23 protein-coding genes and 2 pseudogenes are annotated in these 23,173 nt (G+C 69.8%); 8 read left to right on the top strand and 17 right to left on the bottom strand.

What is annotated here, in order from left to right:
- Positions 1–99: 99 nt before the first annotated feature.
- Positions 100–912 (bottom strand): SDR family NAD(P)-dependent oxidoreductase, encoded by an 813-nt coding sequence (locus L1Z78_RS04005; protein ID WP_234640266.1) that lies wholly within the window; start codon positions 910–912, stop codon positions 100–102.
- 150 nt (positions 913–1,062) lie between these two features.
- Here L1Z78_RS04005 and L1Z78_RS04000 point away from each other — a divergent pair, with 150 nt between their 5' ends.
- Positions 1,063–1,266, top strand: a complete 204-nt coding sequence (locus L1Z78_RS04000) for a type II toxin-antitoxin system VapB family antitoxin (protein ID WP_016448366.1) — start codon at positions 1,063–1,065, stop codon at positions 1,264–1,266.
- On the top strand, positions 1,263–1,643 hold the full coding sequence (locus L1Z78_RS03995) for a type II toxin-antitoxin system VapC family toxin (RefSeq protein ID WP_234640265.1): 381 nt from the start codon (positions 1,263–1,265) through the stop codon (positions 1,641–1,643). Before L1Z78_RS04000 ends, L1Z78_RS03995 begins: the two co-directional genes overlap by 4 nt.
- A gap of 77 nt (positions 1,644–1,720) precedes the next feature.
- Here the strand turns inward: L1Z78_RS03995 and L1Z78_RS03990 are convergent, their stop codons facing one another.
- Entirely contained in the window at positions 1,721–2,473 is a 753-nt protein-coding gene (locus L1Z78_RS03990; protein WP_234640264.1) for a helix-turn-helix transcriptional regulator, read from the bottom strand.
- A 229-nt stretch (positions 2,474–2,702) separates the two neighbouring features.
- On the opposite strand from L1Z78_RS03990, the gene L1Z78_RS03985 reads away from it, so the two are divergent.
- Positions 2,703–4,289 (top strand): Ig-like domain repeat protein, encoded by a 1,587-nt coding sequence (locus L1Z78_RS03985; protein ID WP_234640263.1) that lies wholly within the window; start codon positions 2,703–2,705, stop codon positions 4,287–4,289.
- A gap of 34 nt (positions 4,290–4,323) precedes the next feature.
- Here L1Z78_RS03985 and L1Z78_RS03980 read toward each other — a convergent pair whose 3' ends face one another.
- From L1Z78_RS03980 to L1Z78_RS03950, 7 genes are all read right to left on the bottom strand, one after another.
- A complete protein-coding gene (locus L1Z78_RS03980; RefSeq protein WP_234640262.1) occupies positions 4,324–5,082 on the bottom strand; it encodes an ABC transporter permease in 759 nt (252 codons plus the stop codon).
- Positions 5,079–6,320 (bottom strand): ABC transporter substrate-binding protein, encoded by a 1,242-nt coding sequence (locus L1Z78_RS03975; RefSeq protein ID WP_234640261.1) that lies wholly within the window; start codon positions 6,318–6,320, stop codon positions 5,079–5,081. The genes L1Z78_RS03980 and L1Z78_RS03975 overlap by 4 nt, the downstream gene beginning before the upstream one ends.
- Positions 6,321–6,381: 61 nt before the next feature.
- Positions 6,382–7,197, bottom strand: a complete 816-nt coding sequence (locus L1Z78_RS03970) for an ABC transporter ATP-binding protein (RefSeq protein WP_234640260.1) — start codon at positions 7,195–7,197, stop codon at positions 6,382–6,384.
- On the bottom strand, positions 7,194–8,270 hold the full coding sequence (locus tag L1Z78_RS03965) for an acyl-CoA dehydrogenase family protein (protein WP_234640259.1): 1,077 nt from the start codon (positions 8,268–8,270) through the stop codon (positions 7,194–7,196). The genes L1Z78_RS03970 and L1Z78_RS03965 overlap by 4 nt, the downstream gene beginning before the upstream one ends.
- Positions 8,260–8,847, bottom strand: a complete 588-nt coding sequence (locus L1Z78_RS03960) for a carboxymuconolactone decarboxylase family protein (RefSeq protein ID WP_234640258.1) — start codon at positions 8,845–8,847, stop codon at positions 8,260–8,262. The genes L1Z78_RS03965 and L1Z78_RS03960 overlap by 11 nt, the downstream gene beginning before the upstream one ends.
- A gap of 130 nt (positions 8,848–8,977) precedes the next feature.
- Entirely contained in the window at positions 8,978–9,934 is a 957-nt protein-coding gene (locus L1Z78_RS03955) for an AraC family transcriptional regulator (protein WP_234640257.1), read from the bottom strand.
- A 130-nt stretch (positions 9,935–10,064) separates the two neighbouring features.
- On the bottom strand, positions 10,065–11,072 hold the full coding sequence (locus tag L1Z78_RS03950; protein WP_234640256.1) for a Bug family tripartite tricarboxylate transporter substrate binding protein: 1,008 nt from the start codon (positions 11,070–11,072) through the stop codon (positions 10,065–10,067).
- A gap of 197 nt (positions 11,073–11,269) precedes the next feature.
- Here L1Z78_RS03950 and L1Z78_RS03945 point away from each other — a divergent pair, with 197 nt between their 5' ends.
- Positions 11,270–13,045: an IlvD/Edd family dehydratase gene (locus L1Z78_RS03945; RefSeq protein WP_234640255.1), complete on the top strand. Its 1,776-nt coding sequence runs from the start codon at positions 11,270–11,272 to the stop codon at positions 13,043–13,045.
- A gap of 72 nt (positions 13,046–13,117) precedes the next feature.
- Positions 13,118–13,813, top strand: a complete 696-nt coding sequence (locus L1Z78_RS03940) for a GntR family transcriptional regulator (protein ID WP_234642086.1) — start codon at positions 13,118–13,120, stop codon at positions 13,811–13,813.
- A gap of 31 nt (positions 13,814–13,844) precedes the next feature.
- Here L1Z78_RS03940 and L1Z78_RS03935 read toward each other — a convergent pair.
- From L1Z78_RS03935 to L1Z78_RS03925, 3 genes and pseudogenes are all read right to left on the bottom strand, one after another.
- Positions 13,845–14,162: pseudogene (locus tag L1Z78_RS03935) on the bottom strand (type II toxin-antitoxin system RelE/ParE family toxin).
- A pseudogene (locus tag L1Z78_RS03930) lies at positions 14,159–14,428 on the bottom strand (ribbon-helix-helix domain-containing protein). Before L1Z78_RS03930 ends, L1Z78_RS03935 begins: the two co-directional pseudogenes overlap by 4 nt.
- Positions 14,429–14,517: 89 nt before the next feature.
- Complete coding sequence (locus L1Z78_RS03925; protein ID WP_234640254.1) at positions 14,518–15,345, bottom strand: AraC family transcriptional regulator; 828 nt, start codon at positions 15,343–15,345, stop codon at positions 14,518–14,520.
- Positions 15,346–15,414: 69 nt separating this feature from the next.
- Between L1Z78_RS03925 and L1Z78_RS03920 the strand changes: the two genes are divergently transcribed.
- From L1Z78_RS03920 to L1Z78_RS03910, 3 genes are all read left to right on the top strand, one after another.
- Positions 15,415–16,077, top strand: a complete 663-nt coding sequence (locus L1Z78_RS03920) for an MSMEG_1061 family FMN-dependent PPOX-type flavoprotein (protein ID WP_234640253.1) — start codon at positions 15,415–15,417, stop codon at positions 16,075–16,077.
- 26 nt (positions 16,078–16,103) lie between these two features.
- The gene (locus tag L1Z78_RS03915; RefSeq protein ID WP_234640252.1) at positions 16,104–16,499 is read left to right on the top strand and encodes a hypothetical protein; all 396 of its coding nucleotides are present in this window, start codon (positions 16,104–16,106) and stop codon (positions 16,497–16,499) included.
- 110 nt (positions 16,500–16,609) lie between these two features.
- A complete protein-coding gene (locus L1Z78_RS03910; RefSeq protein ID WP_234640251.1) occupies positions 16,610–18,841 on the top strand; it encodes a TonB-dependent receptor in 2,232 nt (743 codons plus the stop codon).
- Positions 18,842–18,949: 108 nt separating this feature from the next.
- On the opposite strand, the gene L1Z78_RS03905 is transcribed toward L1Z78_RS03910, so the two are convergent.
- The 5 genes from L1Z78_RS03905 to L1Z78_RS03885 all read right to left on the bottom strand — a co-directional run bounded on the left by L1Z78_RS03905 (position 18,950) and on the right by L1Z78_RS03885 (position 23,172).
- Positions 18,950–19,459 carry an MgtC/SapB family protein gene (locus tag L1Z78_RS03905; RefSeq protein WP_234640250.1) on the bottom strand — a complete coding sequence of 170 codons (510 nt, stop codon included), beginning with the start codon at positions 19,457–19,459 and terminating at the stop codon, positions 18,950–18,952.
- A gap of 114 nt (positions 19,460–19,573) precedes the next feature.
- Positions 19,574–20,959 carry a chloride channel protein gene (locus tag L1Z78_RS03900; RefSeq protein WP_234640249.1) on the bottom strand — a complete coding sequence of 462 codons (1,386 nt, stop codon included), beginning with the start codon at positions 20,957–20,959 and terminating at the stop codon, positions 19,574–19,576.
- Between the two features lie 79 nt (positions 20,960–21,038).
- The gene (gene cobF, locus L1Z78_RS03895) at positions 21,039–21,860 is read right to left on the bottom strand and encodes a precorrin-6A synthase (deacetylating) (RefSeq protein ID WP_234640248.1); all 822 of its coding nucleotides are present in this window, start codon (positions 21,858–21,860) and stop codon (positions 21,039–21,041) included.
- Complete coding sequence (cobM, locus tag L1Z78_RS03890; RefSeq protein WP_234640247.1) at positions 21,857–22,699, bottom strand: precorrin-4 C(11)-methyltransferase; 843 nt, start codon at positions 22,697–22,699, stop codon at positions 21,857–21,859. The genes cobF and cobM overlap by 4 nt, the downstream gene beginning before the upstream one ends.
- Positions 22,696–23,172 (bottom strand): cobalamin biosynthesis protein, encoded by a 477-nt coding sequence (locus L1Z78_RS03885; RefSeq protein WP_234640246.1) that lies wholly within the window; start codon positions 23,170–23,172, stop codon positions 22,696–22,698. The genes cobM and L1Z78_RS03885 overlap by 4 nt, the downstream gene beginning before the upstream one ends.
- Position 23,173: the final 1 nt, after the last annotated feature.

The raw sequence follows: 23,173 nt of genomic DNA, 5'->3' as shown, positions 1-23,173 counted from the left end.
AGCCACGCCGCCAAAACTGTATCTTTATACAGTCATCATACCAAACCGGCGAGTGGTCACTTCCCCGTCGGGGGTTCGCTGCGCGGGCTTCGGCCTGCCTCATCCGGCCAGGAAACCGCCGTCCGCAGCCAGGCAGTGCCCCACCACATAGGCCGCCTCGTCCGACATCAGCCAGACGACCGCCGCGGCCACTTCCTGCGGATGGCCCATGCGCCGCAGCGGCAGGCCCGCCGCCACGGCATGCATGTCGGCAATGCCCGAGCCCAGCATCATGTCCGTGACCACGCGGCCAGGGGCAACGGCATTGATGCGGATGCCGCGCGGCGCGTACTCCATGGCGGCGGCGCGGGTCAGCGACAGGGCCGCAGCCTTGGAGGCGCCGTACAGCGACAGGCCCGGGTTGGGATTGCGTATGCCGCTGACGCTGGTGTTGTTCACGATGGTGCCGCCGCCCGTGGCCAGCATGGCCGCCAGTTCATGGCGCATGGCGTGGAAGACCGCACGCACATTCGTATCGAAGACCTGGGAGAAGACCGCGTCATCCTGCTCGGCCAGCGCGGCGCGCCGCTCCTGGAAGCCCGCATTGTTGAAGGCCGCGTCCAGCCGCCCGAAGCGCGCCACGGCCTGCTCCACCACCGCCGCCATGTCCTCCTGCCGCGTTGCATCGCAGGCCAGGAAAAGGCCGTCTGCTCCCCGTTGCCGGATTTCCTGCTCCAGCTCCAGGCCCAGCTCACGGCGGCGCCCCGTGACCACCACGGCGGCGGCGCCCTCCTCGGCCATGCGCAGGGCGGTGGCCCGGCCTATGCCGCTGGTGGCACCCACCACCAGGCAGACACGCCCCCGGAGCCGCCCCGATGGTGCAAGGGCCGGCAGGGGGCCGGCCAGTTCCAACTGACGCTGCTGCATGTCCATGGCGATGTTCCTTCGCAATTTGGTTGCATGGTACAACCAATAGACTAAAAACACCATTCAGGCAAAGCCGGTGCCATCCCGCGCGGCTCACTTGCAGGGATGCGCCATTGGATGCAAACTTGCTTCAACATTGATGCAATGAGGTCCACCATGAGAACCACGGTCACCATCGACGACGCCTTGTACGAGGAAGCGCTGGAGCTGGCGGAGCCAGAAATGGACAAGGCCGACCTGTTTCGCGAAGCCATCAAGACGTTCGTGAGAGTGCAGGCGGCCAAGCGTCTGGCCGCGCTGGGAGGCTCCGCACCGGACATGCGGGAGATTCCCCGTCGCCCACAGGGCATCGAGCCATGAATCCCGTTCTGGTCGATACCTCGGTCTGGATCGATCACTTCAGGCAGGGCAATCCTCACCTGGCGCAGTTGCTGCAGCAAGACATGGCGCTCATGCATCCCCTGGTGCTGGGTGAACTGGCTTGCGGCACGCCACCGGCACGCGCACGCACGCTCGCGGACCTTCAGCGGCTCAAGCCTGCCCGACAGGCCAGCATGCGCGAAGTGCTGGCCTTGATAGAGCGCGAGCAACTCTTTGGTCTGGGCTGCGGTCTGGTGGACATCACGCTCCTGGCCTCGGCACTCATGTCTTCAGGCGCCAGCCTGTGGTCGCGAGACAAACGCCTGCACGCGCTGGCCCAGCGGTTTGGCATTGCCTGCCGGAGCGTCTTGCCGTAGGGCCGGTTTCCCTGCTTCTCGAAGAGCTGGCCCCGCGCACGGCGCCCGCGCGGGTTCGCACAAGCGCGCGACACGCGCTAGAAATCCGGACTGCGCATCCTCGACAAGGCATCCTGCCGATTGGCGGCTCCCAGCTTGCGGTAGATGTTTTCCAGGTGCCGCTTCACCGTGCCTGCACGCAACTCCAGCATGGCGGCGATTTCTGCGTTGGTGTTGCCGTTGGCGACCCATTGCAGCACTTCACGTTCGCGCGGGCTCAGCACGTCGGCAGCCGGCGAGCCCGGTGAGAGCGCCTGCCATGCCGCCTGGCTGATTCGCTGCTGCTGGCTCAGGCGCCGCCACTGCGCCTGCGCATGCGGCCCCAGCAAGGTCAGCGCCATGCGCTCCGCCGCGGTGTAGCCGCGCGAGGCACGTGTGACATTGAGGGTCAGCATCGCGCCGTGGCCCAGTTCCACGTCCAGCGCGAGTCCGTCCTGCTGGCCCACCTGGGAGTAGGCCTGGGCATAGAGCGCCGTCCTCTGCCATTGCCCGCGAGTCAGCAGGTCGGAAATGCTGGCGGCCTGCGTCTGGCGCTGCCGATACAAGGGGTTGTCGGCCAGATGCCGGTGCACCGCAGCGTTGACTTCGGAGGAAATGGCCCGCACCGGATCGTAGGCCGTGTAGCCACGGACTTCCGCAATGCCGGAGAAATCCACCACCCGAATGTCACCCGGCACCACCAGGCGCAGCGCGTGCAGCAAATGCGTGGCCAGCGCGTGCAGATCGGGCGCGCCGTGCACCGCGAGGATGGCCTGATTGAGTTGCCCCAGTTGCTGCGTTGACAGGGTCATGTCGCGAAATCCAATGGCGTGCTCGAGGTGCTGGCGATAGGTGGGCCGGCTGAGGCCGCATTTTCAGGCCTGCGATGTGCCGTCGGCACATTTTCACGATCTTCGCAGAAAGCTAAGGTCACGCGGTCCGCAACAACAGCGCGCGGGTCTGCCCGGGACACGCAGCGCAACGGGAGGAACCGTGCACGCTTTTCTTCACAGACCCCTTCGACGCCTCCTGCTTCTGGCAGTGCCTGGCGCGCTGTGCAGCCTGCTGGCACTCAATGGCCAGGCCGCGACCATCGTGGTCAATACCACGGACAACACGCCCGGTGCAGCGGACTGCAGCCTGAATGAGGCATTGACCAGTGCCCAGATGGATGACGGCAGTTGGGGCAACGGCGCATGCATATCGGGCAATGGCGCGGACACCATCGTGTTCGACCCGGCCGTCTTTCCGGCAGGCAGCCTCACCGCCATTGCATTGGCAGGCCATTCCATCGACCTCAACTTCACCACCTCGGACATCACGATCGACGGGGACCAGCGGGTGGCGCTCGATGGGGGCAATGCCTCCCGCCTGGTGTCGGCCCAGGGCAGCGGTGTCCAGCTCACGCTGCGCGGCCTGACGCTGCGCGGCGGGCAGACCGCCGCCGGTGAAGACGGCGGCGCCATCTACCTGGACAACGGCGTCACCCTGCGCCTGGAGCGCAGCGTGGTGCAGGACAGCACGGCCGGCATCAACGGCGGGGGACTGTACAGCCGCGACAGCACGGTGACCATCGTGGACAGCGTGTTCAGCGGCAACCAGGCAGGGGGACAGGGCGGTGCCATCTACAGCACGGGCAGCGGCTCGCTGACGGTGGAGCGCAGCCGCCTGTCCGGCAACACGGCCCGCACGCTGGGCGGGGGCCTGCGCAGCGGGGTGCCGACCACCATGACCGACAGCACCGTCACCGGCAACGCGCTGGCGTCTCCGGGCTCGGGTGCCGGCGTCTCGTTCACGCTCACCCGCCCCCGCACACTCCACGGCAACCAGATCACGAACAACGCGCCCGGCAACAACTGTGGCGGCGAAACGTTCACGGGGACGGGCAACCGCTACTGGCCGGCCAGCGATTCAAGTTGCCCGGCGGCGGCAGGTGCCATCGCCAAAGCACCGCAGGCCATCACCTTCACCACGGCGCCACCGGCCGGCGCACGGGTGGGGGATACCTATGACGTGGCCGCCGTCGGAGGCGCCTCGGGAAACCCCGTCATGTTCGCCGTGGATGCATTGACCGCGGCGATCTGCAGCGCCTCCGGCAGCACCATCCGCTTCCAGGCCGCAGGGACATGCACGATCAACGCCAGCCAGCTCGGCGATGCGGACCATGACGCGGCTACGCAGGCGGTGCAGATGGCGGCGGTGGGACAGGGCCCCTCCCGTGTCACGCTGACTTCCAGCGCCAATCCCTCGCGCTCCGGGCAGTCGCTGTCCTTCTCCGTGGTGGTCGCACCCGATGTCTCCCTGGGCACCGCCGCCGTCCCCACGGGAACGGTCGAAATCCTGGCTGGCGGCCTGTCGCTGGGCACGGCGGGTTTGTCCAATGCCAGGGCCATCATCGCCACCACCCAACTGACGGTGGCCGGCCCGCATGCCATCGTGGCCCGGTACGGCGGCGATGCGAACTATCTCGCCGCGGACAGCGGCGCATGGACCCAGACCGTGGAGCCCGCAGCCCCGGCCCCGGCCACAGCCACACCCGTGCCCGCGCTGGGCCCCTGGGGAGTGCTGCTGTGCGCCGTGCTGACGGGATGGGCAGGACTGCGGCTGCGCCGCGTGCACGGCACCTGATGCGGCACCTGATGCCACCGCCTGCCCGCAGGCCTCAGGCCGAATGCATCCAGCGCTGGTGCAGCCAGCGCGCCGCATGGTCCAGCGCATAGCCCAGGGCGCCGATCAGCACCACGGCAGCCATCAGCTCCGAATACGCCAGGCGGTCGCGCGTGTCGAGGATGAAGTAGCCCAGGCCGGCCGATACGCCCAGCATTTCTGCGGGCACCAGCACGATCCAGATGATGCCGATGGCCAGGCGCACGCCCGTGAGGATCTGGGCCGTGATGCCGGGCAGCACCACGCGCAGAACGGTCTCGGTGCGCGTGGCCGACAGGCTGCGCGCCAGCAGCAGCCAGTTGCGGTCCAGCTGGGCCACGCCGGCCGCCGTGCTCAGCAGGATGGGCCAGACGGCGGCGAAGGCCAGCAGGAAGTACACGGGCGCGTCGCCCACGCCCAGCACCATCACGGCAATGGGCATCCACGACAGCGGCGAGATCATGCGCAGGAACTGGAACACGGGCGAGAACGCCTGCGAGAACCCGCGCGACAGGCCCACCAGCACGCCCAACGGCACGCCGACCACGAAGGCCAGCAGCAGGCCCACGGCCACGCGCCGCAGGCTCAGCAGGGTGTGCATCCAGATGTCGGCGCCCGTCAGCAGCTGGCCCAGCGCCTGCAGCGAAGGCCAGGGCGCGAAGGCCGCAGCCACGGGCGTGCTGCGCGCCAGCAGCGCGCCGCCCACCCACCACAGGGCCAGGACCAGGGCCGCGCCCAGCAGCGGCAATCCAATACGTCGCAACACCTGGCTCACACCACGATGGTTTCGCGGCGCGAGAAATCGGCCGGAATGCCGAAGACCTGCGGGCCGCCCACGGCCTGGATGGCCTTGCGCACGAAGCGGTCGTCCACCAGGTCGGTGGCCGCGAACTTGGGCTCCAGCTTGTCGAGGAAGCGCGTGTCGCCCTCGACCTTGGTGGCCTTGATGGCGCGCACCAGCTGCTCGGTGTACGAGGGATAGGGATAGGGCTGGAAGTCGATGCGCCGCTGGTGCCAGCCCTTGTTGACGACCACGCCGCTGGCCTCGTAGCTGGCGTAGTCGGTGGCGGCCAGCACCTTGGACAGCGTCTGCTGCGGATGGGGCGTGTAGCGGCGCTCGCCCGTGCTCGACAGCAGGCGCGCGGCGGCCAGGCGGTTGTCGCGCGTCCACAGCTGGGCCTTGACCACGGCATTGGTCACGCGCTGCGCCCATTCGGGCTTGTCGGCGATATCGCGCTCGGCCAGGAAGGTGACGCAGCAGGCGTGGTCCTTCCAGACATCGCCCGAGAAACGCAGCATCTTGCCCACGCCCGCGATCTCGGCGGCGGCGTTGAAGGGCTCGGCCACGATGAAGCCCGCGATCGACTTGCCGGCCAGGGCCGAGACCATCTCGGCCGGCGCCAGCACCACGAGGTTGACCTCGCTGGCCGCGACGGCACCGCCGCGCGCACGGGTCACGGGAGTGAGCCCGGCCTTGCGCAGCACGTCCTGCAGCAGGATGTTGTGGATGGAGTACCAGAACGGGATGGCCACGGTCTTGCCGCCCAGGTCCTGCACCTTGCGGATGTCGGGCGAGACGGTCAGGCCCGAACCGTTGACGTGGTTCCAGGCCACGATCTTGGCCGGGAACTTCGCACCGTAGCGCACCCACAGCGTGGAAGGCGTGAGCAGGTGGATGACGTTGACCTGGCCCGAGACGAAGGCCTCGACGATCTGCGCCCAGGAGCGGAACAGGCGCGGCGCCTCGGCCTTGAGGCCTTCGGCCTCGAACAGGCCGTTGCCGTGGGCCACCAGCAGCGGCGTGGCGTCGGTGATGGGCAGGTAGCCGATCTTCACGGGCTGGTCATCGCCCTTGAAGGCCTGGGCGCGCGCGTCGCCGGCCGCCAGCAGCGGCGCGGCCACCGAGGCCGTGGACAGCGCACCCAGGCGCAGCATGTCGCGCCGCGTCAGGCCGCAGCCGCAGTCCGGGGAGGCGCAGACATGGATGTATCGGGAGGAGTCCTGCAAGCTCATGCGAAAGACCTTTCAGAAGAGCGGTGTTGAAATCGGGAAGGAAGCGAGGGGTCGGAGCGTCTCATGCATGGGCCGCATGGCGCACGTCGTGCAGCGCCGAGAGGATGTCCATGCGCAGCGCAGTGACGGCGGCGGCCTGGTTCTCGCGCGGACGCTGTATGTCCACGCGCCATTCGCGCACGATGCGGCCGGGCCGCCCGCCCATCAGCGCGATACGGTCGCCCACGAGGATGGCCTCGTCGATATCGTGCGTGACCAGCAGCGCGGCCGTGTGCCAGCGGTGCACCACGTCCACCATCAGCTCCTGCATCTCGGCGCGCGTGATGGCATCCAGCGCGGAGAATGGCTCGTCGGCCAGCAGCAGCTGAGGCTCGCGCGCCAGGGCACGCGCCAGGGCCACGCGCTGGGCCATGCCGCCCGACAGCTGGGACGGATACAGCGCGCCGCTGCCGCCCAGGCCCACGGCCTGCAGCGCCTGCTCCACGCGCTGGGCCAGTGCCTCCTTGCCCAGCTTCGGCTGGCGCACGAAGTCCAGGCCGAAGCCCGCGTTGCGCCGTGCGTCCAGCCAGGGCAGCAGGCTGGGTTGCTGGAAGACAAAGGCCGCGCGCGGATGGGGCGCGGTCAGTGGCTCGCCAAGGAACTGGAGTTCGCCACGGCGCCAGGCGCCGCCATCCAGCGTCTCGATGCCGCCGAGCACGCGCAGCAGCGAAGACTTGCCGCAGCCGCTGCCGCCCAGCAGGCAGACGATCTCGCGGGGCGCGATGTGCAGCGACACGTCCTCGAACACGGCCTTGCCGGGCGCATAGCCAAAGGCCGCGCCGCGTGCCTGCAGCACGGGCGCGGGAGCGTCGGGGGGAAGAGCTTCCGTCTGGGTCATGAACTGGTGGTTGCCAGGGCAGCGCCAGCCAGCGCGCCCTGAAGCTGGGTGACGCTGGGCGTCACGATGGGGATGAAGGCCGCCTCGCGCCAGCGGCGCGCGAATCCCAGCGGCTGGTCGCGATGATAAGCGCGTCCGCCGCTGGCATGCAGCTCCAGCTGCAGGGACTGCTGCACGATGTCGTTCAATTGCAGGCGCAGCCGGAACAGGGCTTGAGGCCGGTCAAGAAAACGCCCGTCGGCCAGGCCTGCATGCAGCGTGGCCGTGGCCAGTTCCAGCGCATGGCGCTGCTGCTGCAGCGGGCCGGCCAGCACATCGCGCCCCGCCCCCGCGCGCGCCGAGGCCGCCGCCAGCGAGGCCCTCGCCAGGCCTATGCACAGGCCCAGCTGCAGACCCATGAAGGCAGGCCGCACGCGCGGCAGGAACTGGTTGGCGTCGGCATGGATGAGGTCGGCCGGCCCCATCTCCAGTCCATCGATGGACAGCGCCGCCGTGTGGCTGCCGCGCAGCGCGATCAGGTCCAGGTCCGCGCTGCGCGCCATGCCCGCCGCCTCGCAGGGCAGCGCGGCCACGAGGGGCTGGCCGCCATCGGTGCGCGCGATGGCCACGGCCACCACGAAGCCGCCGGGCAGCAGGTTGGTGGCCCAGGGCACGCGCCCGCTCAGGCGCAGGGCGTCGCCCTCGCCGGGCCGGGCCTGCACTTGCAGTGCCTCGATGCCGCCCAGGTATTTCATCGCGTTGGACAGGCCCGTGGCGCCGGCCCGCCGCCCTTGCAGCAGGTCGGGCAGCCAGCGCCGGCGCAGCGCGGCGTTGGGCGACTGCAGCAGGTATTCGATGAAGGCGCGCTGGGCCCAGAAGACAAAGGCCGCCGCCAGCGAATGCCCGGCCACGGCCGCGATGGCCTCCAGGGCATCGCCCGGCGTGCCGCCCTGCCCGCCTTCGGCGGCGGACACGCCCACGCCGAACAGGCCCTGGCCGGCCAGGCGAGACAGCACCTCGTGCGCATGGGCGCCGTCCGCATCCAGCGACTCGGCATGCGCATCCAGCCATTGGCGCAGCGGCTCAGCCAGCATGGCTGCTCTCCTGCGGCTGTTGTCGGAACTGCGCGGGCAGATAGGGCTGCAGCTGCGGATTGACCGGGCTTTGCGCCAGGCTGTTGGCGAAGTTGCACAACGTGGCCAGGCTGATGCCCAGCACCACCTCCAGTGCCTGCTGCTCGCTGAACTCCCAGGCCCGGAAATCGTCCAGGGCCTGGTCGGAGACAGCGCCGCGCGTGGCGATCACGGCCTCGGCGAAGCGGCGCACGGCATCCAGGCGCGGCTGGCCCGTGTCCTGGCCGTCCTGCAGCGCGATCACCTCGGCCTGCGACAGGCCGGCCTGCCTGCTGGCCAGCTTGGTGTGGCCGGCCACGCAGAAGTCGCAGCCATGGATGCGCGCGGCCGTGATCTGCACCACCTCTCGCTCGGCCAGCGTCAGCTGGGCGCGCGCATTGATCTGGCCCACGGTGACATAGGTCTCCAGCGCCTGCGGCGAGTTGGCCAGGACGGCGATCAGGTTGGGCAGGAAGCCGTTGCCGGCCAGGGCACGCTCCACGAAGGGGCGGCTGGCCTCGGGGGCGGTCTCGGGGGTGTGCAGGGTCAGGCGTGCCATGGTGTTCTGGAGGGATGAAGTAATGCCTTGATGATCGGCCGCGCCACCTTCGCCATCAATGGCACCGCGTCGCGGATTTATGCCCGAACGTGTCAACCCGCAGGCCAGGCATGCAGGGGCATGGCCACCTTCAGCAGCAGCGGGCCTGGGCGCGCTGCCAGGCACCGGGCTGCTCGCCCATCACGCGCTTGAAGGCCCGCGAGAAGGCCGCGTAGGACTCGTAGCCCACGGCCTCGGCCACCTGTGCAATGGCCTCGCCCTGGGCCAGCCGCCGTGCCGCCAGCTGCATGCGCAGCAGCAGCAGGAACTGCTGGGGCGGCTGGCCGCAGCCCTCCGCGAACTGGCGGAAGAACGTGGCGCGCGACAGGCACACGCGCGCCGCCATGTCGGCCACCGACCAGTTGCGGCCCGGATCGCGCAGCAGGTCGGCCACCAGCGGTGCGAAGCCCGGCCTGCGCAGCAGGCTCCAGATGCCGCGAGCACGCGCATCGCCATGCGCGAGCTGGCGCAGGCCGTAGAAGAACAGCAGGCCCACGAGCCGGTCCATCACGGCCGAGGGCTCGGTGCCCGTGCGCAGCGCCTCGGCACGCATCAGGTCGAACAAGGCGGAGGCGCCGCTGATGGCGTGGTCGTCGCCGCGCAGCACCAGGTGGTCGGGGAAGGCATCGACCAGCAGGCCGCGCATGGGGCCTTCGAAGGTGAAGAAGCCGCAGGCCAGCGCGGTCTCGCCGAGGCCGGCCGCGCCTACGCCGGCCGCGCCCCCCATGGGGCGCATGGCCTGCGGCGCGCAGGCCATGCCGGGATCGGCATAGGGAGAGATGAAATGCGGCACATCGCGCGACAGGAAGACGCCGTCGCGCGGCCGCAGCCGCACCGAGGGCTGGCCCGGCAGGTGCAGCCAGCAGCGTCCATCCAGGATCAGGTGAAAGCTCGCCCGCGCACGCCCGGCCGTGGAGGCCCGCCAGCGCCCGCAGTACTGGCCCACGTGGAACACGCTGGCGCGCCATTGCAGGCCGTTGAGCAGGCCGTCGATCACGCGATCGATCTGCGCTTGGGCCGCATTGTCGGGAACGGGATCTGGCAGCACGGCGGCGATGGTCGGGGTCGGACGAGGACAGGGGGTCGGCCGGCCAGTATCGCCACGATGCGCGCGCAGGGGAACGAATCTTTGGGCATATGCTTGTGCCCGTCCCGGCATCAGCGCCTGGTGCCGGCGCTCAGTCCGGCCGGATGTCCGACTCCCGGATCACGGCCGACCAGCGCGCCACCTCCTGGGCGATCTGCTCGCGCGCCTCATCGGGCGTGGTGACCAGAGGCATGGCGCCCTGGGCGACCAGCGCCTCCTTCACCTCCTGCTGGGCCATGACTTCCTGGAGCGCGCCGCTGAGCCGGGCCACGACGGGCTGCGGCGTGCCTGCCGGCGCCAGCAGGCCGAACATGGAGCTCACCTCGAAGCCCGCCAGCCCCGCCTCGGCCGCCGTGGGAATCTCGGCGATGGCAGGCAGGCGCTGCGCCGTGGTCACGGCCAGGCCGCGCAGCCGGCCGCCCTTGATGAAGCCCTGTGTGGCCGGCAGGGTGTCGAAGACCACATCGACCTGGCTGCCCATGAGGTCGTTGAGCGCGGGCGTGCTGCCCTTGTAGGGCACATGGGTGATCGGCACGCCCGCCTGGCGCTTGAACAGCTCGGCCGCCAGATGCTGGGGCGAGCCGTTGCCCGAGGAGCCGTAGTTGAGCCCGCCCGGCGTGCCCTTGGCCAGGGCGATGAACTCGGCCAGGCTGGCCGACTTCACCGAGGGCCCCACCGTGATCACCAGAGGGACCCGGCCCACGATCCCTATCGGAGCGAAGCTCTTGTCCATGGTGAAGCCCGCCGTCGACGCCATGAGCACGCTGTTGATCGAGTGGCTGGTCAGTGCGCCCAGCAGCAGGGTGTAGCCGTCGGGCTTTTCCCTGGCCACGGCGGCGGCCCCGAGGTTGCCGGCCGCGCCCGCTCGGTTTTCCACCACGACGGGCTGGCCCAGCGCCACCGAGAGCCTTTGCCCCACCACGCGCCCGATCACGTCGGTGGCGCCTCCGGGCGTGTAGGGAATGACCAGCCTGATGGCCCGGGCGGGATAGGCCGCATCGGCCAGGGCGGGCGGGACGGCCCCCGCGACCAGGGCCAGCAGCGCAGCGGCCAGCAAGGCGCGCCGGTTGGACGGATGAAAACAGCGTGCGGCGTTCATGGATGTCTCCTTGTCCGGTTTCGGTGCCGGGAATGCATGCCCGGCACGCACGCCGGACACGGCCGCATGGTTAGTCAATTAGATTATTAATAATATAGGTGATAACGACAGCAATAATCTTGGATCACACGGCTATGCTCGGTGCGACACGGCGGCACCCGCCTTTCCACCGACCTGCAGCACTGCGCCACCCCACCATGACCGACGACTCCCAGACACCCCCACCGGGCCACGACATCGCCCCCGCCGACGCAGCCAACGGCATCTCCAAGGGGCTGACCCACTACGGCGACCGCGGCTTCTCGCTGTTCCTGCGCAAGGCCTTCATCAAGGGCGCGGGCTACACGGACTCGGCGCTGGAGCGGCCCGTCATCGGCATCGCCAACACCGGCAGCAGCTACAACCCCTGCCATGGCAATGCGCCCCAGCTCGTCGAGGCGGTCAAGCGCGGCATCCTGATGGCGGGCGGCCTGCCCATGGACTTCCCGACCATCTCGGTGCACGAGAGCTTCTCGGCGCCGACCAGCATGTATCTGCGCAACCTCATGTCCATGGACACCGAGGAAATGATCCGTGCCCAGCCCATGGATGCCGTGGTGCTCATCGGCGGCTGCGACAAGACCGTGCCGGCCCAGCTCATGGGAGCGGCCTCGGCGGGCATCCCGGCCATCCAGCTGATCACGGGGTCCATGCTCACGGGCTCGCACCGCGGCGAGCGCGTGGGCGCCTGCACCGACTGCCGCCGCTACTGGGGAAAGTTCCGCGCCGAGGAGATCGACGCCCAGGAGATCGCCGACGTGAACAACCAGCTGGTGGCCAGCGTGGGGACCTGCTCGGTCATGGGAACCGCCAGCACCATGGCCTGCATCGCCGAGGCCCTGGGCATGACGGTGCCTGGCGGTGCCTCGCCCCCGGCCGTCACGGCCGACCGCATCCGCATCGCCGAGCAGACCGGCGCCGAGGCCGTGCGCATCGCCCGCGAGCGCCTGACCATCGACCGGATCCTCACGCCCGCCGCCTTCGAGAACGCCCTGCGCGTGCTGCTGGCCATCGGCGGCTCCACCAACGGCCTGGTGCATCTGGCGGCCATCGCGGGGCGCCTGGGCTATGACATCGATTTGCAGGCCCTGGACCGCATGGGGCGCGAGACGCCGGTGCTGCTGGACCTCAAGCCCTCGGGCGAGCACTACATGGAGGACTTCCACCATGCGGGCGGCATGGCCACGCTGCTGCGCGAACTCAAGCCGCTGCTGAACCTCCAGGCCCTGACCATCACGGGCCGCACGCTGGGCGAGGAAATCGAACGCGCGGGCCCCGGCTTCGCGCAGGACGTGGTGCGCCCGCGCTCCCGCCCCATCTATCCGCAGGGCGGCATCGCCGTGCTGCAAGGCAACCTGGCACCGGGCGGCGCCATCATCAAGCAGTCGGCCGCCCACCCTCGGCTCATGGAGCACGAAGGCCGCGCCGTGGTCTTCGAGAACGCGGCCGACCTCGCCGAGCGCATCGACCGCGACGACCTGGACGTCACGGCCGACGACATCCTGGTGCTCAAGAACATCGGCCCCAAGGGCGCGCCCGGCATGCCCGAGGCCGGCTACATCCCCATTCCGCGCAAGCTGGCGCGCGCGGGCGTCAAGGACATCGTGCGCCTCTCCGACGGACGCATGAGCGGCACGGCCTTCGGCACCATCGTGCTGCATGTGACGCCTGAATCCGCCGTGGGCGGCCCGCTGGCCCATGTGCGCAATGGCGACCGCATCGCGCTGTCCGTGTCCCGGCGCGAACTGATCCTGAAGGTGAGCGCCGAGGAACTGGCCCGGCGCGCCCGCGAACACCCGGTCGTCGAGCCCACGGCCGAGCGCGGCTACCGCAAGCTGTTCCTGGACACCGTGACCCAGGCGGACCAGGGCGTGGACTTCGACTTCCTGCGCGGTGCCAGCGCACGCGGCACCATTCCCGCCCCGCGCGGATAAGCCATGCGGGGCAGCGCGGCGCAGGCCGGCAGTTGGGACAAAATGCCGGTTTTGTCCCAAACCCTTGTATCGATGGTCGCTGCCGCCGCATTGCCGATTGCCCTGGAGGCCGAACCCACCGTCCCGGCGACGGACGCCCTGGGCGCCATGGTGGCCGCGCTGGAGGAGGACGTGGTCTTCGGCCGCCTGCACCCGCGCGAGCGCCTGGTCGAGGACGATCTCATGGCGCGCTTCGACGTCAAGCGCCATGTGGCCCGCGAGGCGCTGGCCGCACTGGACCGCATGGGCCTGATCGAGCGCCGCAAGAACGTGGGCGCCCTGGTGCGCTCGTTCTCCACCCAGGAGGTCGAGGAGCTGTACGAGCTGCGCGCCATGCTCGAAGCCGAGGCCGCCCGCAAGATACCGCTGCCCGTGGCGCCCGAGAGGCTGGAGCGCCTGGAGGCCATACAGCGCCAGCACGATGCCGCCGTGGCCGAGGGCAATGCGCGCCAGGTCTTTCGCATCAACCTGGCCTTCCACCAGGAGCTGTTCGCCCTGGCCGGCAACGAGACGCTGCACAAGGCCATCACCGAATACGCGCGCCAGACCCATCCCATCCGCTTCGCCTCGCTGGTCTCCATCGAATACCGCGAACGCGCCCGCCGCGAGCACTGGCAGATGATCGAGGCGCTGCGCACCCAGGACCGCGAGGCCCTGGTGCGCCTGTGCACCGGCCACCTGCTGCCCTCGCGCGATGCCTATCTGAATGCGCAGTTGCAGCGGTTGTAGGCGGCTGTGGCATCTGGACAGCGCGGCCTGATCAGGCGCTGCCGCCACCCTCCCGCAGCAGTGCTTCGTGATCACGCCCGCCATAGAAGATGCCGATGATGCAAACCAGGTCTGCAACGACGGCGAAGGCGATGACAGTTCGCTTTCAGTAGTTGGTGATACGCAAGCCCGGCCTCACGTCGTCGCGCGGCGTGCCGCGAAGTGGAAACGTGCGCAGGCTCTCGCAGTAGCTCACGATGGCATCGGTGTATTGAACTGCCACATCGTGCGAGGCGGCCTCGGCGATGTAGCGGTAAAGATCGACAAGCTGCTCCTGGGCCTGCGAACTGAAGACAACGCGATAGTTCATCTCGCCTTGGCATGTTCAGCGGCAAGGCGCGCCCGCAGTTGATCGGCAGTGACGGCGCTCGAGGGATCGGCCTTCAACGCGTCATAGGCGGGGCCGACCTAATCTTGCAGCCAGCTTTCCACCGCACGATCCCGCGCCATCAGCGCCCGCAAGCCATCACGGATCACTTCGCTCTCGCTGGCGTACTCGCCAGCACGCACCTTCGCCCGTACTGCATCTGCCATGTCGTTGGGCAGGGTGATGCTCATTTGCTGGGTGGTTCTCATGCGCGGCTCCTTGAATGCAGCGGGATTTAATCCTACTGTCAGGCCAAAGCCATGTCCAGAATCCGTCCCCTCACCCTTTTATGGGCACTTCAGACACTCGCCCCCAACCTCCCCCGGTACGCCGCAGGCGTCTCCCCGAACGTGCGCCGGAACAGCCCGATGAAGGCGCTGGCCGTGGAATACCCCAGGTCCAGCGCGATATTCGTCACCGGCACGCCGGCGGCCAGCATCTCCAGGGAGCGCATCAGCCGTGCGCGCTGGCGCCAGGCGGTGAAGCTGAAGCCCGTCTCCGCGACGAAGCGCCGGCTCAGCGTGCGCGAGCTGACGGCCGCCCAGCGTGCCCAGGCCTCCAGGTCGCGCGCGTCGGCCGGGTCGGCGATCAGGGCGCGGGCGATGCGCTGCAGGCGCGGGTCCGCGGGCAGGGGCAGGCCCAGCGGCTCCACGGGCAAGGTGCGGATCTCGTCGAGGATCACCGCCATCACATGGGCGCGGGCCTGGTCCGCCGAGGGATCCTGCGGCACGGGCCGCGTGGGAACGCCCTGCTGCCAACCCCAGCCCGCCGCGCGCAGCACGGCCTCGCGCAGCAGGCCTGATGTGCGGATGGCGCAAGGCCGCTGCGGCAGGTCGGCGCAGGCCGATTCCGCCACATAGACGCTCCAGCCATGAAAGGGCCCATGGGAGCGACCCGAATGCAGCTGATTCGGTGGCAGCCACACGGCATGGATGGCGGGCACCACCCAGACCGCGTCCTCCACCCCCACCGACAGCAGCCCGCGCAGCGAGCCGAACAACTGTCCGCGCGCATGGCGGTGCGGCTCGGAGGCCAGTTCCTCGTCCTGGTTGCCCTCGGCCGCGATCAACACGGGGCCATCGGCACGGTTCACATGGCTGACCAGTTCAAGAATGGCATCGGGCATGGCGTCTTTGAGCTATCTATTGGCTGATCCAGTTTACAGCCGCCAGGATTTTGTTCTTACGCTCCTGCCATGCACACTCCACACCCTGCCCTTGCGAACCCGCCGGGCCCGCCCGTCGACCTGGCCGCGCTCTATGCCGCACCTGCCGAAAGAATCCAGAAGGCCGTGCGCGACCGGCTGTCCGACTTCCACGAAGCCTATCTGCGCCAGGCCAGCTTCTTTTGCCTGGCCACGGCCGGCAAGCATGGCCTGGACGCCTCGCCGCGCGGCGGGCCCGCGGGCTTCGTCCATGTGCTGGACGATCGCACCGTGGCCTTCGCCGACTGGCCCGGCAACAACCGCATCGAATCCCTGCGCAACCTGCAGGCCGATGACCGGCTCGCCATGCTCTTCCTGTTCCCGGGGCTGGACCTCTTCCTGCGCATCAACGGGCGCGGCCGCATCTCCACCGACCCGCCACTGCTGGAAGAACTGCGCGAAGGCCGCGGCGCGCCCAGGACCGCCACCGTGGTCCTGATCGACGAGGTGCTGCTGCACTGCGGCAAGGCCATTCACCGCGCCGGCCTCTGGAGCCCGTCCAGCCAGCTGGACCGTGCCGCCCTCCCCTCCGTGGGACAGATGATGGCCGCGCTCATGCAGTTGGCCGACTCCACGGCACCGGCCCTGGACGCGCAGCAGCAGCAGGAACTCAGCACCCACTACGCCCACGCGGTCCGGCAAGACCTGTACTGACGGCCCCCCTTTTCAGGAGACATGCCATGCAACTGGACACCACCCGATTTCCCCTGGTCTACCTGCGCGGGCACGATGCTCAGCAAGCTCGCGCCGGCACGGAGGCATCCGCCGAAGGCCAGCTGGAATCCCTGCTCGACCAGGGCCGGCCCTTCGTGCTGCTGACCGATCAACTGCCCGGCGACCACCCCGAGGAAAGCCACGAGGAGCGCAAGCAACGCGCCCTGTTCTTCAAGCGCAACCGCGAACGCATGCGCCAGCTGTGCCGGGGCATGGTCGTCATCACGGGAGACCGCGTCGTGCCCGCCGCCCTGCGCCTGGCCATGCAGGGCATGGGCAAGGCATTGGGGATGCGCATCGCCTTCGTGCAGGAGGACGGTGATGCACGGCAGCGTTCGATGGAGTGGCTGGCACAGGCCTGAAAGCAGGCTGCACCGAGCGTGGGCACGAACAGACACATTTTCCCGTACGCCTGACCGGTGGAATCGGCATCGATAAAATGGATGGGAATCATTCTCATATCGATTTCTCCATGCACTCCCCCCTCCACACGCTGACCCCGATCGCCGGGGCAATGGCCCTTGTGTTGTCCGCTGGCACCTGGGCACAGACCGCCCCGTCCGCCTCCACGGCCGTCATGCCCGAACTGGGCACCGTCTCCGTGGAGGCCAGCGCCGACGCGTCGGCCGAGGGCTTGTCCAGGCCCTATGCGGGCGGCCAGGTGGCGCGTGGCGGGCGGGCCGGCATCCTGGGAACGCGCGACCACCTGGAGACGCCGTTCTCCATCACCAGCTACACCAGCGCGCTGATCCAGGACCGCCAGGCCAAGAGCGTGGGCGACGTGCTGCAGAACGACCCGTCCGTGCGCATGGCACGCGGCTTCGGCAACTTCCAGGAGGCCTACTTCGTGCGCGGCTTCGTGCTGGGCTCGGACGACGTGGCCTACAACGGCCTGTACAGCCTGCTGCCGCGCCAGTACATCGCCACCGAACTGTTCGAGCGCGTGGAGCTGCTGCGCGGCGCCTCGACCTTCCTCATGGGCGCCAGCCCCAACGGCGGCGGCCTGGGCGGCAACATCAACCTGCTGCCCAAGCGCGCGGGCAGCGACCCGCTGTCGCGCGTGACGGCCGGCATCGCCAGCGGCGGCCAGGCCTTCGTGGCGGCCGACGTGGGCCGGCGCTTCGGCCCCGGCGACAGCACGGGCATCCGCCTGAACGCCGCGCACCGTGGCGGCGACACGGCCATCGACCGAGAAAGCTCCAGGCTGGACCTGGTGTCCCTGGGCCTGGACTGGCGCAGCCGCAACGTGCGCCTGTCGGGCGACATCGGCTGGCAGGACAACCGCCTCAAGCGCACGCGCACCAACGTCACGCCGGCCGCAGGGCTGGCCGCCATCCCCTCGGCGCCCGATGCCTCCTCCAACTGGGCCCAGCCCTGGAGCTATTCCGACGAACGCGACCTGTTCGGCACGCTGCGCGGCGAGTGGGACATCAACGGCAACGTCACGGCCTGGGCCGCCTACGGCCTGCGCCGCAGCACGGAGAACAACTCGCTGGCCAATATCACGCTGGCGGCCACCGGCAACGGCGCAGCCACCGCCAGCCGCTTCGACAATGCGCGCAAGGACCGCGTGAGCACGGGCGAACTGGGCCTGCGCGCACGGCTGCAGACCGGCAGCGTGGGCCATGAGATCGTGGCCAGCTACTCGGCCTTCGACCTCAAGGTCTACAACGCCTACGGCATGAGCCTGGGCAATGCGCTCAACACCAATCTCTACAACCCCGGCTACTACGCCATCACGCCGCTCAACTACCTGGGCAACGACCTGTCCAACCCCGCCTACAACCGGGGCACCCGCCTGCACAGCTTCGCGCTGGGCGACACGCTGTCGCTGATGGATGGCCGCATGCTGGTCACGGCCGGCGTGCGCCGCCAGGCCATAGAGACGGATTCGGTCTCCTACCGCGTGGTCAGCGGCGGCGTGGTCACCAGCCCGGGCGGCGTGCGCACGGCCTATGACCAGAGCCGCACCAGCCCCGTGCTGGGCGCGGTGTTCAAGCTCACGCCCCAGGTGTCGCTGTACGGCAACTACATCGAGGGCCTGGCCCAGGGCGAAACAGCGCCGGCCCGTTCGGGCAACACCGTCATCGTCAACGCGGGCGAGCAGATGTCGCCCTACGTGACCAGGCAAAAGGAAGTGGGCGTCAAGTACGACGGCGGCAAGCTCGGCGGTGGCCTGGCCTTCTTCTCCACCGACAAGCCGCGCTCGCTGATCGACGGCAACCGCTTCACCTCGGCCGGCAAGGACCGCCACCAGGGCCTGGAGTTCAACGTCTTCGGCGAAGCCGCGCGCGGCCTGCGCCTGCTGGGCGGCGCCACCTGGCTGGACGCCAGGCAGGAAAGCACGGGCAATGCCAGCACCACCGGCAAGCGCGTCATCGGCGTGCCGCGTTTCCAGGCCACCGTGGGCGCGGAATGGGATGTGCCCGGCCTCAACGGCCTGACGGTCGATGGCCGCCTGGTGCACACCGGCGCCACCTATGCCAACGACGTCAACAGCCTGCGCGTGGCCGGCTGGAACCGCCTGGACCTGGGCGTGCGCTACCTGACCGAAGTCCAGGGACGGCTGCTGACGCTGCGCCTGCGCGTGGACAACGTGACGGACCGCAACTACTGGGCCTCCGTCGGCGGTTATCCGGGATCGGGCTACATGACGCTGGGCGGGCCGCGCACGTTCTCGCTGAGCGCGAGCATGGATTTCTGATCGGTGCGGGCACCTGACATCGGGTGAGGATGCAGGCCCGTCGCGGCCACGTCCCGCCGCTGGCAGCCTGCATGCCGCACGGACAGCGCCTGCGATGCCCGCTGCGCCTCACCGGCCCTGCTCCTCGCTCCGGCCGTTTTCCTTGCGTACCACCGGGACACTGGCCACGCGCGGCAACAGCATGAGGATGGCCAGGGCCAGCAGCGTCGCGAGCAGGGCCACGGCCTCGCGCCCCAGCCCGCAGGCCACGCCGATGGCTGCCGTCATCCATATGCCCGCTGCGGTGGTCAGGCCCTGTACCTGTTCTTCGGAATCGCGCTTGATGATGGCCCCTGCGCCCAGGAAACCCACGCCGGCCACCACGCCCTGTATCACGCGGCTCATGTCGGCGATGTGCATGCCGTCACGCTCGGGCACCAGCACGAACAGCGCCGCGCCCATGGCTACCAGCATGTGGGTGCGCAGCCCCGCGGCCTTGCCCTTGTGCTCGCGCTCGTAGCCGACCATGCCGCCCAGCAGGGCCGCCAGCAGCAGGCGCACCATGACGCGCGTGACCTCGGCGGCATCGGGCAGGCTGGAAAATTCCTCGACCAGGGTCTCCGTCACTTCCTCCCACATGGCGTGCTCCTTTCCTGGGTTCTGTTTCAGACCTACGGATGGGAGCATGGCGCGGCCTGCATCGCAGCCAGGCCATCGCGGTTCGCCATCGGCTGTCAGCCAAGCGCGCCAGGGTCAGTTCGCCGGCCTGTCCTGGTCCCTGGCAGGGGCGGGCGCGGTTTCAGGTTCGGGCCGCGGCTGCGCTGCCGGCGCGGGCACCAGGCTCAGCATGTGCTGGGCCAGGGTCTCGTACAGCGGCCGGGCCAGCATGCGCGAGACCAGGCTGGCCAGCATGGCCGCCGCCATGAGGCTGAGCACCATGGAGTGGCCATCCACCATCTCCATGACGATGATGAAGGCCGTCAACGGCGCCTGGGTCACGGCGGCCAGGAAGGCCGCCATGCCCATGGCGATGAGAGCGGGCGCGATGTCGTGGCCCATCAGGCTGGCCACGTTGTGGCCCACGCCCGCGCCGATGGACAGCGATGGCGCGAAGATGCCACCGGGCACGCCCACCCAGGCCGACAGCCAGGTGGCGACGAACTTGAGCGTGACATAGAAGGAGGGCACGTCGGCCTGCCCCGCCAGCATGTGCTTGACGGCCTCCGAGCCGGCGCCGAAGGTCGCGCCGCCCGTCACCATGCCGATGACCGCGATCACCAGCGCGATGGCTGCCGCGAAGCGGATGGGAAAGCGCGCGCGCAGCTGGTTCAGCCGCTCGGGCGCGCGGGTCAGCGAGGCCGCCAGCAGCTTGGCGAACAGCCCGCCCAGCACGCCGCAGGCCAGGGTCACGCACAGTCCGGGCAGCAGCGCGTCCCAGGTCAGGCCGGGCACCTGGATGCGCCCGAAATAGCTGAGATTGCCGAAGGCCGACACCCCCATCAGGCCGGCCAGCACGATGGCCGCGATGATCAGGCCGCTGGAGCGCGACTCCAGCTTGCGCGACAACTCCTCGATGGCGAAGACCACGCCCGCCAGCGGCGCATTGAAGGCCGCCGCGATGCCGGCCGCACCGCCAGCCACCAGCAACGCATGGCTGCTGATGCCCGAATGCGGTCCGAACCAGCGCCGCGCATGGTGCATGACGCCGGCCGCCACCTGCACCGACGGCCCCTCGCGCCCGATCGACAGCCCCGCCGCGAAGCCCGCGCTGGCCAGCACCATCTTGGAGAACGACAGCCACAGCGACACGAAACGCCCGCGCTGGGCGGGGTCCAGCGCCGGGTCCAGCGTGGCGATCACCTGCGGTATGCCAGAGCCCGCCGCGCCCGGCGCCCAGCGGCGCGTGAGCCATACGGCGCCCGCCGTGACGGCAGGCATCCACAGCAGCACGGCCCAGCCGCCCTGCCAGTGGTAGATGCTCTCGAAAAGCTCAAAGCCCGCATCGGCCATCAGCGTGAAGGCCACCACGCACAGGCCGGCAGCGACCGCATAGGCCAGCACGATGGTGCGGTCCAGCCAGCGCCTGCCATCCCGGAATTCCTGGTTCAGGTTGTGGAGGAAGTCGGGTTCTTGCTGCATCGCGGAAAGAGGCTGGGCGAAAGCCCTTGATTGTGCACAAGCCCGGCCGCAGGGGCTGTCGCCAGCGCCAATGCCTACTTCACCGCTGCGTTGATAGGCATGCGCCTTGGCCGCGCCGCAGCAGGTAGATATCCATGATCCACCCATGCTGCCGGCGCGCGGCGGCGCGGGCCTGCACGATGCGCGGACCGGCCTCGGCCAGCGGACCGCTGTCCAGCCTCTGGCGGTCCATGCCCAGGTAGGCGCCCCACCAGATGTGCAGGTCTTCAGGGGCCAGTTCGGTGAAGCTGCACTGCCCGTCCAGCATGACCACGGCGGTGTCCACGCCCGGGGGCCAGCCCTGCTCGCGCAGCTGGCGGCCCGTGGTGACCACGAAGGGCCGGCCTATGCCGTTGAGCGCGATCGCATGCGCGGCGCACAGCACCTGCATGGAGCTGATGCCGGCCACCACGCTGACGCTTTGCGGCGCCGGCTGCATGCGCGCCGCAATGCGCAGCGTGCTGTCGTACAGCGCGGGGTCGCCCCAGACCAGCAGGGCCACGCGCAGCGGCTGACCTTCTTCACTGGGGGACAGGCCCTGCGCCACCGCCTCGGCGATGGCCGCCTGCCAGCGCTGCGTGATGGCGGCATGCCATTCATCGACCTGGGCCAGGTAGTCGTCGCCCGTGCTGCGGCGCACGGGCATGTCGAAGCCCTTGATGCGCGGGCCGGGGGCGGTGATCACGGCATCGCAGAGGTCGCGGCGCAGGGCGGCCAGCTCGGCCTTGTCCTCGCCCTTGTGGGGCAGCAGGATCAGGTCGGCGGCCTGCATGGCGGCCTGGGCCTCGCGCGTGAGGTGGTCGGGGTTGCCCGTGCCGATGCCGATCAGGCTCAAGGCCACGGGCGGCAGGGACGCGCTCATGCGCCGTCCTCGGCGAGTGGAGTGTCCCGCGCCGTGTCCAGCGCGGCGCCTTCGCGCACATGGGTGGCCGGAAAACGCGGCTCCGTGCCCAGCGGGCGGTAGCGGCGGTCGTAGTCGGCGGCGTAGAGGCGGCTTTCGCCGAAGTCCTCGGCCTGCAGGCTGCGGCCCACCAGGATCAGGGCCGTGCGCTCCATGTGGGTGGCCACGGCCTCGGCCAGCGCGCCCACCGTGGTGCGCACCACGGTCTCGTCGGGCCAGCTGGCGCGCCAGACGATGGCCACGGGGCAGTCGGCGCCGTAGTGCGGCAGCAGCTCGGCCTGCACCTTGGCGGCCACATGGATGGACAGGTGGATGGCCAGCACCGCGCCCGTGGCCGCGAAGGCGGCCAGGTTCTCGCCCTCGGGCATGGCGGTGGCGCGGCCCGAGGTGCGCGTCAGCACCACGGACTGGCACAGGCCGGGCAGGGTCAGCTCCGCGCCCAGCGTGGCGGCAGCCGCCGCGAACGAGGGCACGCCGGGCGTGACGGTGCAGGCGATGCCGGCCTCGCGCAGGCGGCGCAGCTGCTCGCCCATGGCCGACCACACGGACAGGTCGCCAGAGTGCAGGCGGGCCACGTCCTCGCCGCGCGCCTCGGCGGCCTGGATCTCGGCCACGATGTCGTCCAGGCTCATGGAGGCGGTGTTGACGATGCGCGCGCCCGGCGGGCAATGCGCCAGCAGCTCGCGCGGGATCAGCGAGCCCGCGTACAGGCAGACCGGGCAGGCGGCCATGAGGTCGCGCCCGCGCACGGTGATCAGGTCGGCGGCGCCGGGGCCGGCGCCGATGAAATGCACGGTCATGCCGTTGCTCCTTGGTGGTCTGCCGGGCCGCCGTGGGCCAGGCAACAGTTCAATGGCCCGGCCCGGCGCAGTGCCAGGGCCAGGGTGGCGCTGCCGTCTTGCGCCACCAGGCGGGTCACGCCCAGCGCGGCACCGGGGCCGGCGGCGGCCAGCGCGGCGGCTTCGGACACGCTGCCCGTGCCGTAGCGCGCCAGCATGCGCGGCGACTGCGTCACCACGGGCTGGCCCGGCAGTTGTTCCGCAGGCACGCGCACCAGGATGGCGGACGGCGCGGTTTCGGCCAGCCAGCCGGCCAGGGCCGGATGGCCGGCCTTGGTGTCCAGCACGGCCACGGCGCACAGGGGCTGCGGTGCGCCACCGTCCCGCTGCAGCTGGTCCCGGGCCTGCTGCCACAGCGCCTGCAGCACCTCGGGCCGGGCGTCCGTGTGCATGCCCACGCCCAGCACGCCGCAGCGGTGGAGGGCTGTGGCCATG

The sequence above is a fragment of the Delftia tsuruhatensis genome (genome assembly GCF_903815225.1).
GTDB classification, from domain to species: domain Bacteria; phylum Pseudomonadota; class Gammaproteobacteria; order Burkholderiales; family Burkholderiaceae_C; genus Comamonas; species Comamonas tsuruhatensis_A.
The sequence above is the reverse complement of the archived record's forward strand: the minus strand, read 5'-3'. Positions and strand labels throughout refer to the sequence as shown.

Coding starts and splice junctions, on each gene's coding strand:
- cobM (WP_234640247.1), bottom strand. CDS start 22,699: ATGACCGTGCATTTCATCGGCGCCGGCCCCGGCGCCGCCGACCTGATC.
- L1Z78_RS03920 (WP_234640253.1), top strand. CDS start 15,415: ATGCACACTCCACACCCTGCCCTTGCGAACCCGCCGGGCCCGCCCGTC.
- L1Z78_RS03900 (WP_234640249.1), bottom strand. CDS start 20,959: ATGCAGCAAGAACCCGACTTCCTCCACAACCTGAACCAGGAATTCCGG.
- L1Z78_RS03915 (WP_234640252.1), top strand. CDS start 16,104: ATGCAACTGGACACCACCCGATTTCCCCTGGTCTACCTGCGCGGGCAC.
- L1Z78_RS03925 (WP_234640254.1), bottom strand. CDS start 15,345: ATGCCCGATGCCATTCTTGAACTGGTCAGCCATGTGAACCGTGCCGAT.
- L1Z78_RS03885 (WP_234640246.1), bottom strand. CDS start 23,172: ATGGCCACAGCCCTCCACCGCTGCGGCGTGCTGGGCGTGGGCATGCAC.
- L1Z78_RS04005 (WP_234640266.1), bottom strand. CDS start 912: ATGGACATGCAGCAGCGTCAGTTGGAACTGGCCGGCCCCCTGCCGGCC.
- L1Z78_RS03905 (WP_234640250.1), bottom strand. CDS start 19,459: ATGTGGGAGGAAGTGACGGAGACCCTGGTCGAGGAATTTTCCAGCCTG.
- L1Z78_RS03965 (WP_234640259.1), bottom strand. CDS start 8,270: ATGCTGGCTGAGCCGCTGCGCCAATGGCTGGATGCGCATGCCGAGTCG.
- L1Z78_RS03960 (WP_234640258.1), bottom strand. CDS start 8,847: ATGGCACGCCTGACCCTGCACACCCCCGAGACCGCCCCCGAGGCCAGC.
- L1Z78_RS03940 (WP_234642086.1), top strand. CDS start 13,118: ATGGTCGCTGCCGCCGCATTGCCGATTGCCCTGGAGGCCGAACCCACC.
- L1Z78_RS03975 (WP_234640261.1), bottom strand. CDS start 6,320: ATGAGCTTGCAGGACTCCTCCCGATACATCCATGTCTGCGCCTCCCCG.
- L1Z78_RS03995 (WP_234640265.1), top strand. CDS start 1,263: ATGAATCCCGTTCTGGTCGATACCTCGGTCTGGATCGATCACTTCAGG.
- L1Z78_RS04000 (WP_016448366.1), top strand. CDS start 1,063: ATGAGAACCACGGTCACCATCGACGACGCCTTGTACGAGGAAGCGCTG.
- cobF (WP_234640248.1), bottom strand. CDS start 21,860: ATGAGCGCGTCCCTGCCGCCCGTGGCCTTGAGCCTGATCGGCATCGGC.
- L1Z78_RS03950 (WP_234640256.1), bottom strand. CDS start 11,072: ATGAACGCCGCACGCTGTTTTCATCCGTCCAACCGGCGCGCCTTGCTG.
- L1Z78_RS03970 (WP_234640260.1), bottom strand. CDS start 7,197: ATGACCCAGACGGAAGCTCTTCCCCCCGACGCTCCCGCGCCCGTGCTG.
- L1Z78_RS03945 (WP_234640255.1), top strand. CDS start 11,270: ATGACCGACGACTCCCAGACACCCCCACCGGGCCACGACATCGCCCCC.
- L1Z78_RS03990 (WP_234640264.1), bottom strand. CDS start 2,473: ATGACCCTGTCAACGCAGCAACTGGGGCAACTCAATCAGGCCATCCTC.
- L1Z78_RS03910 (WP_234640251.1), top strand. CDS start 16,610: ATGCACTCCCCCCTCCACACGCTGACCCCGATCGCCGGGGCAATGGCC.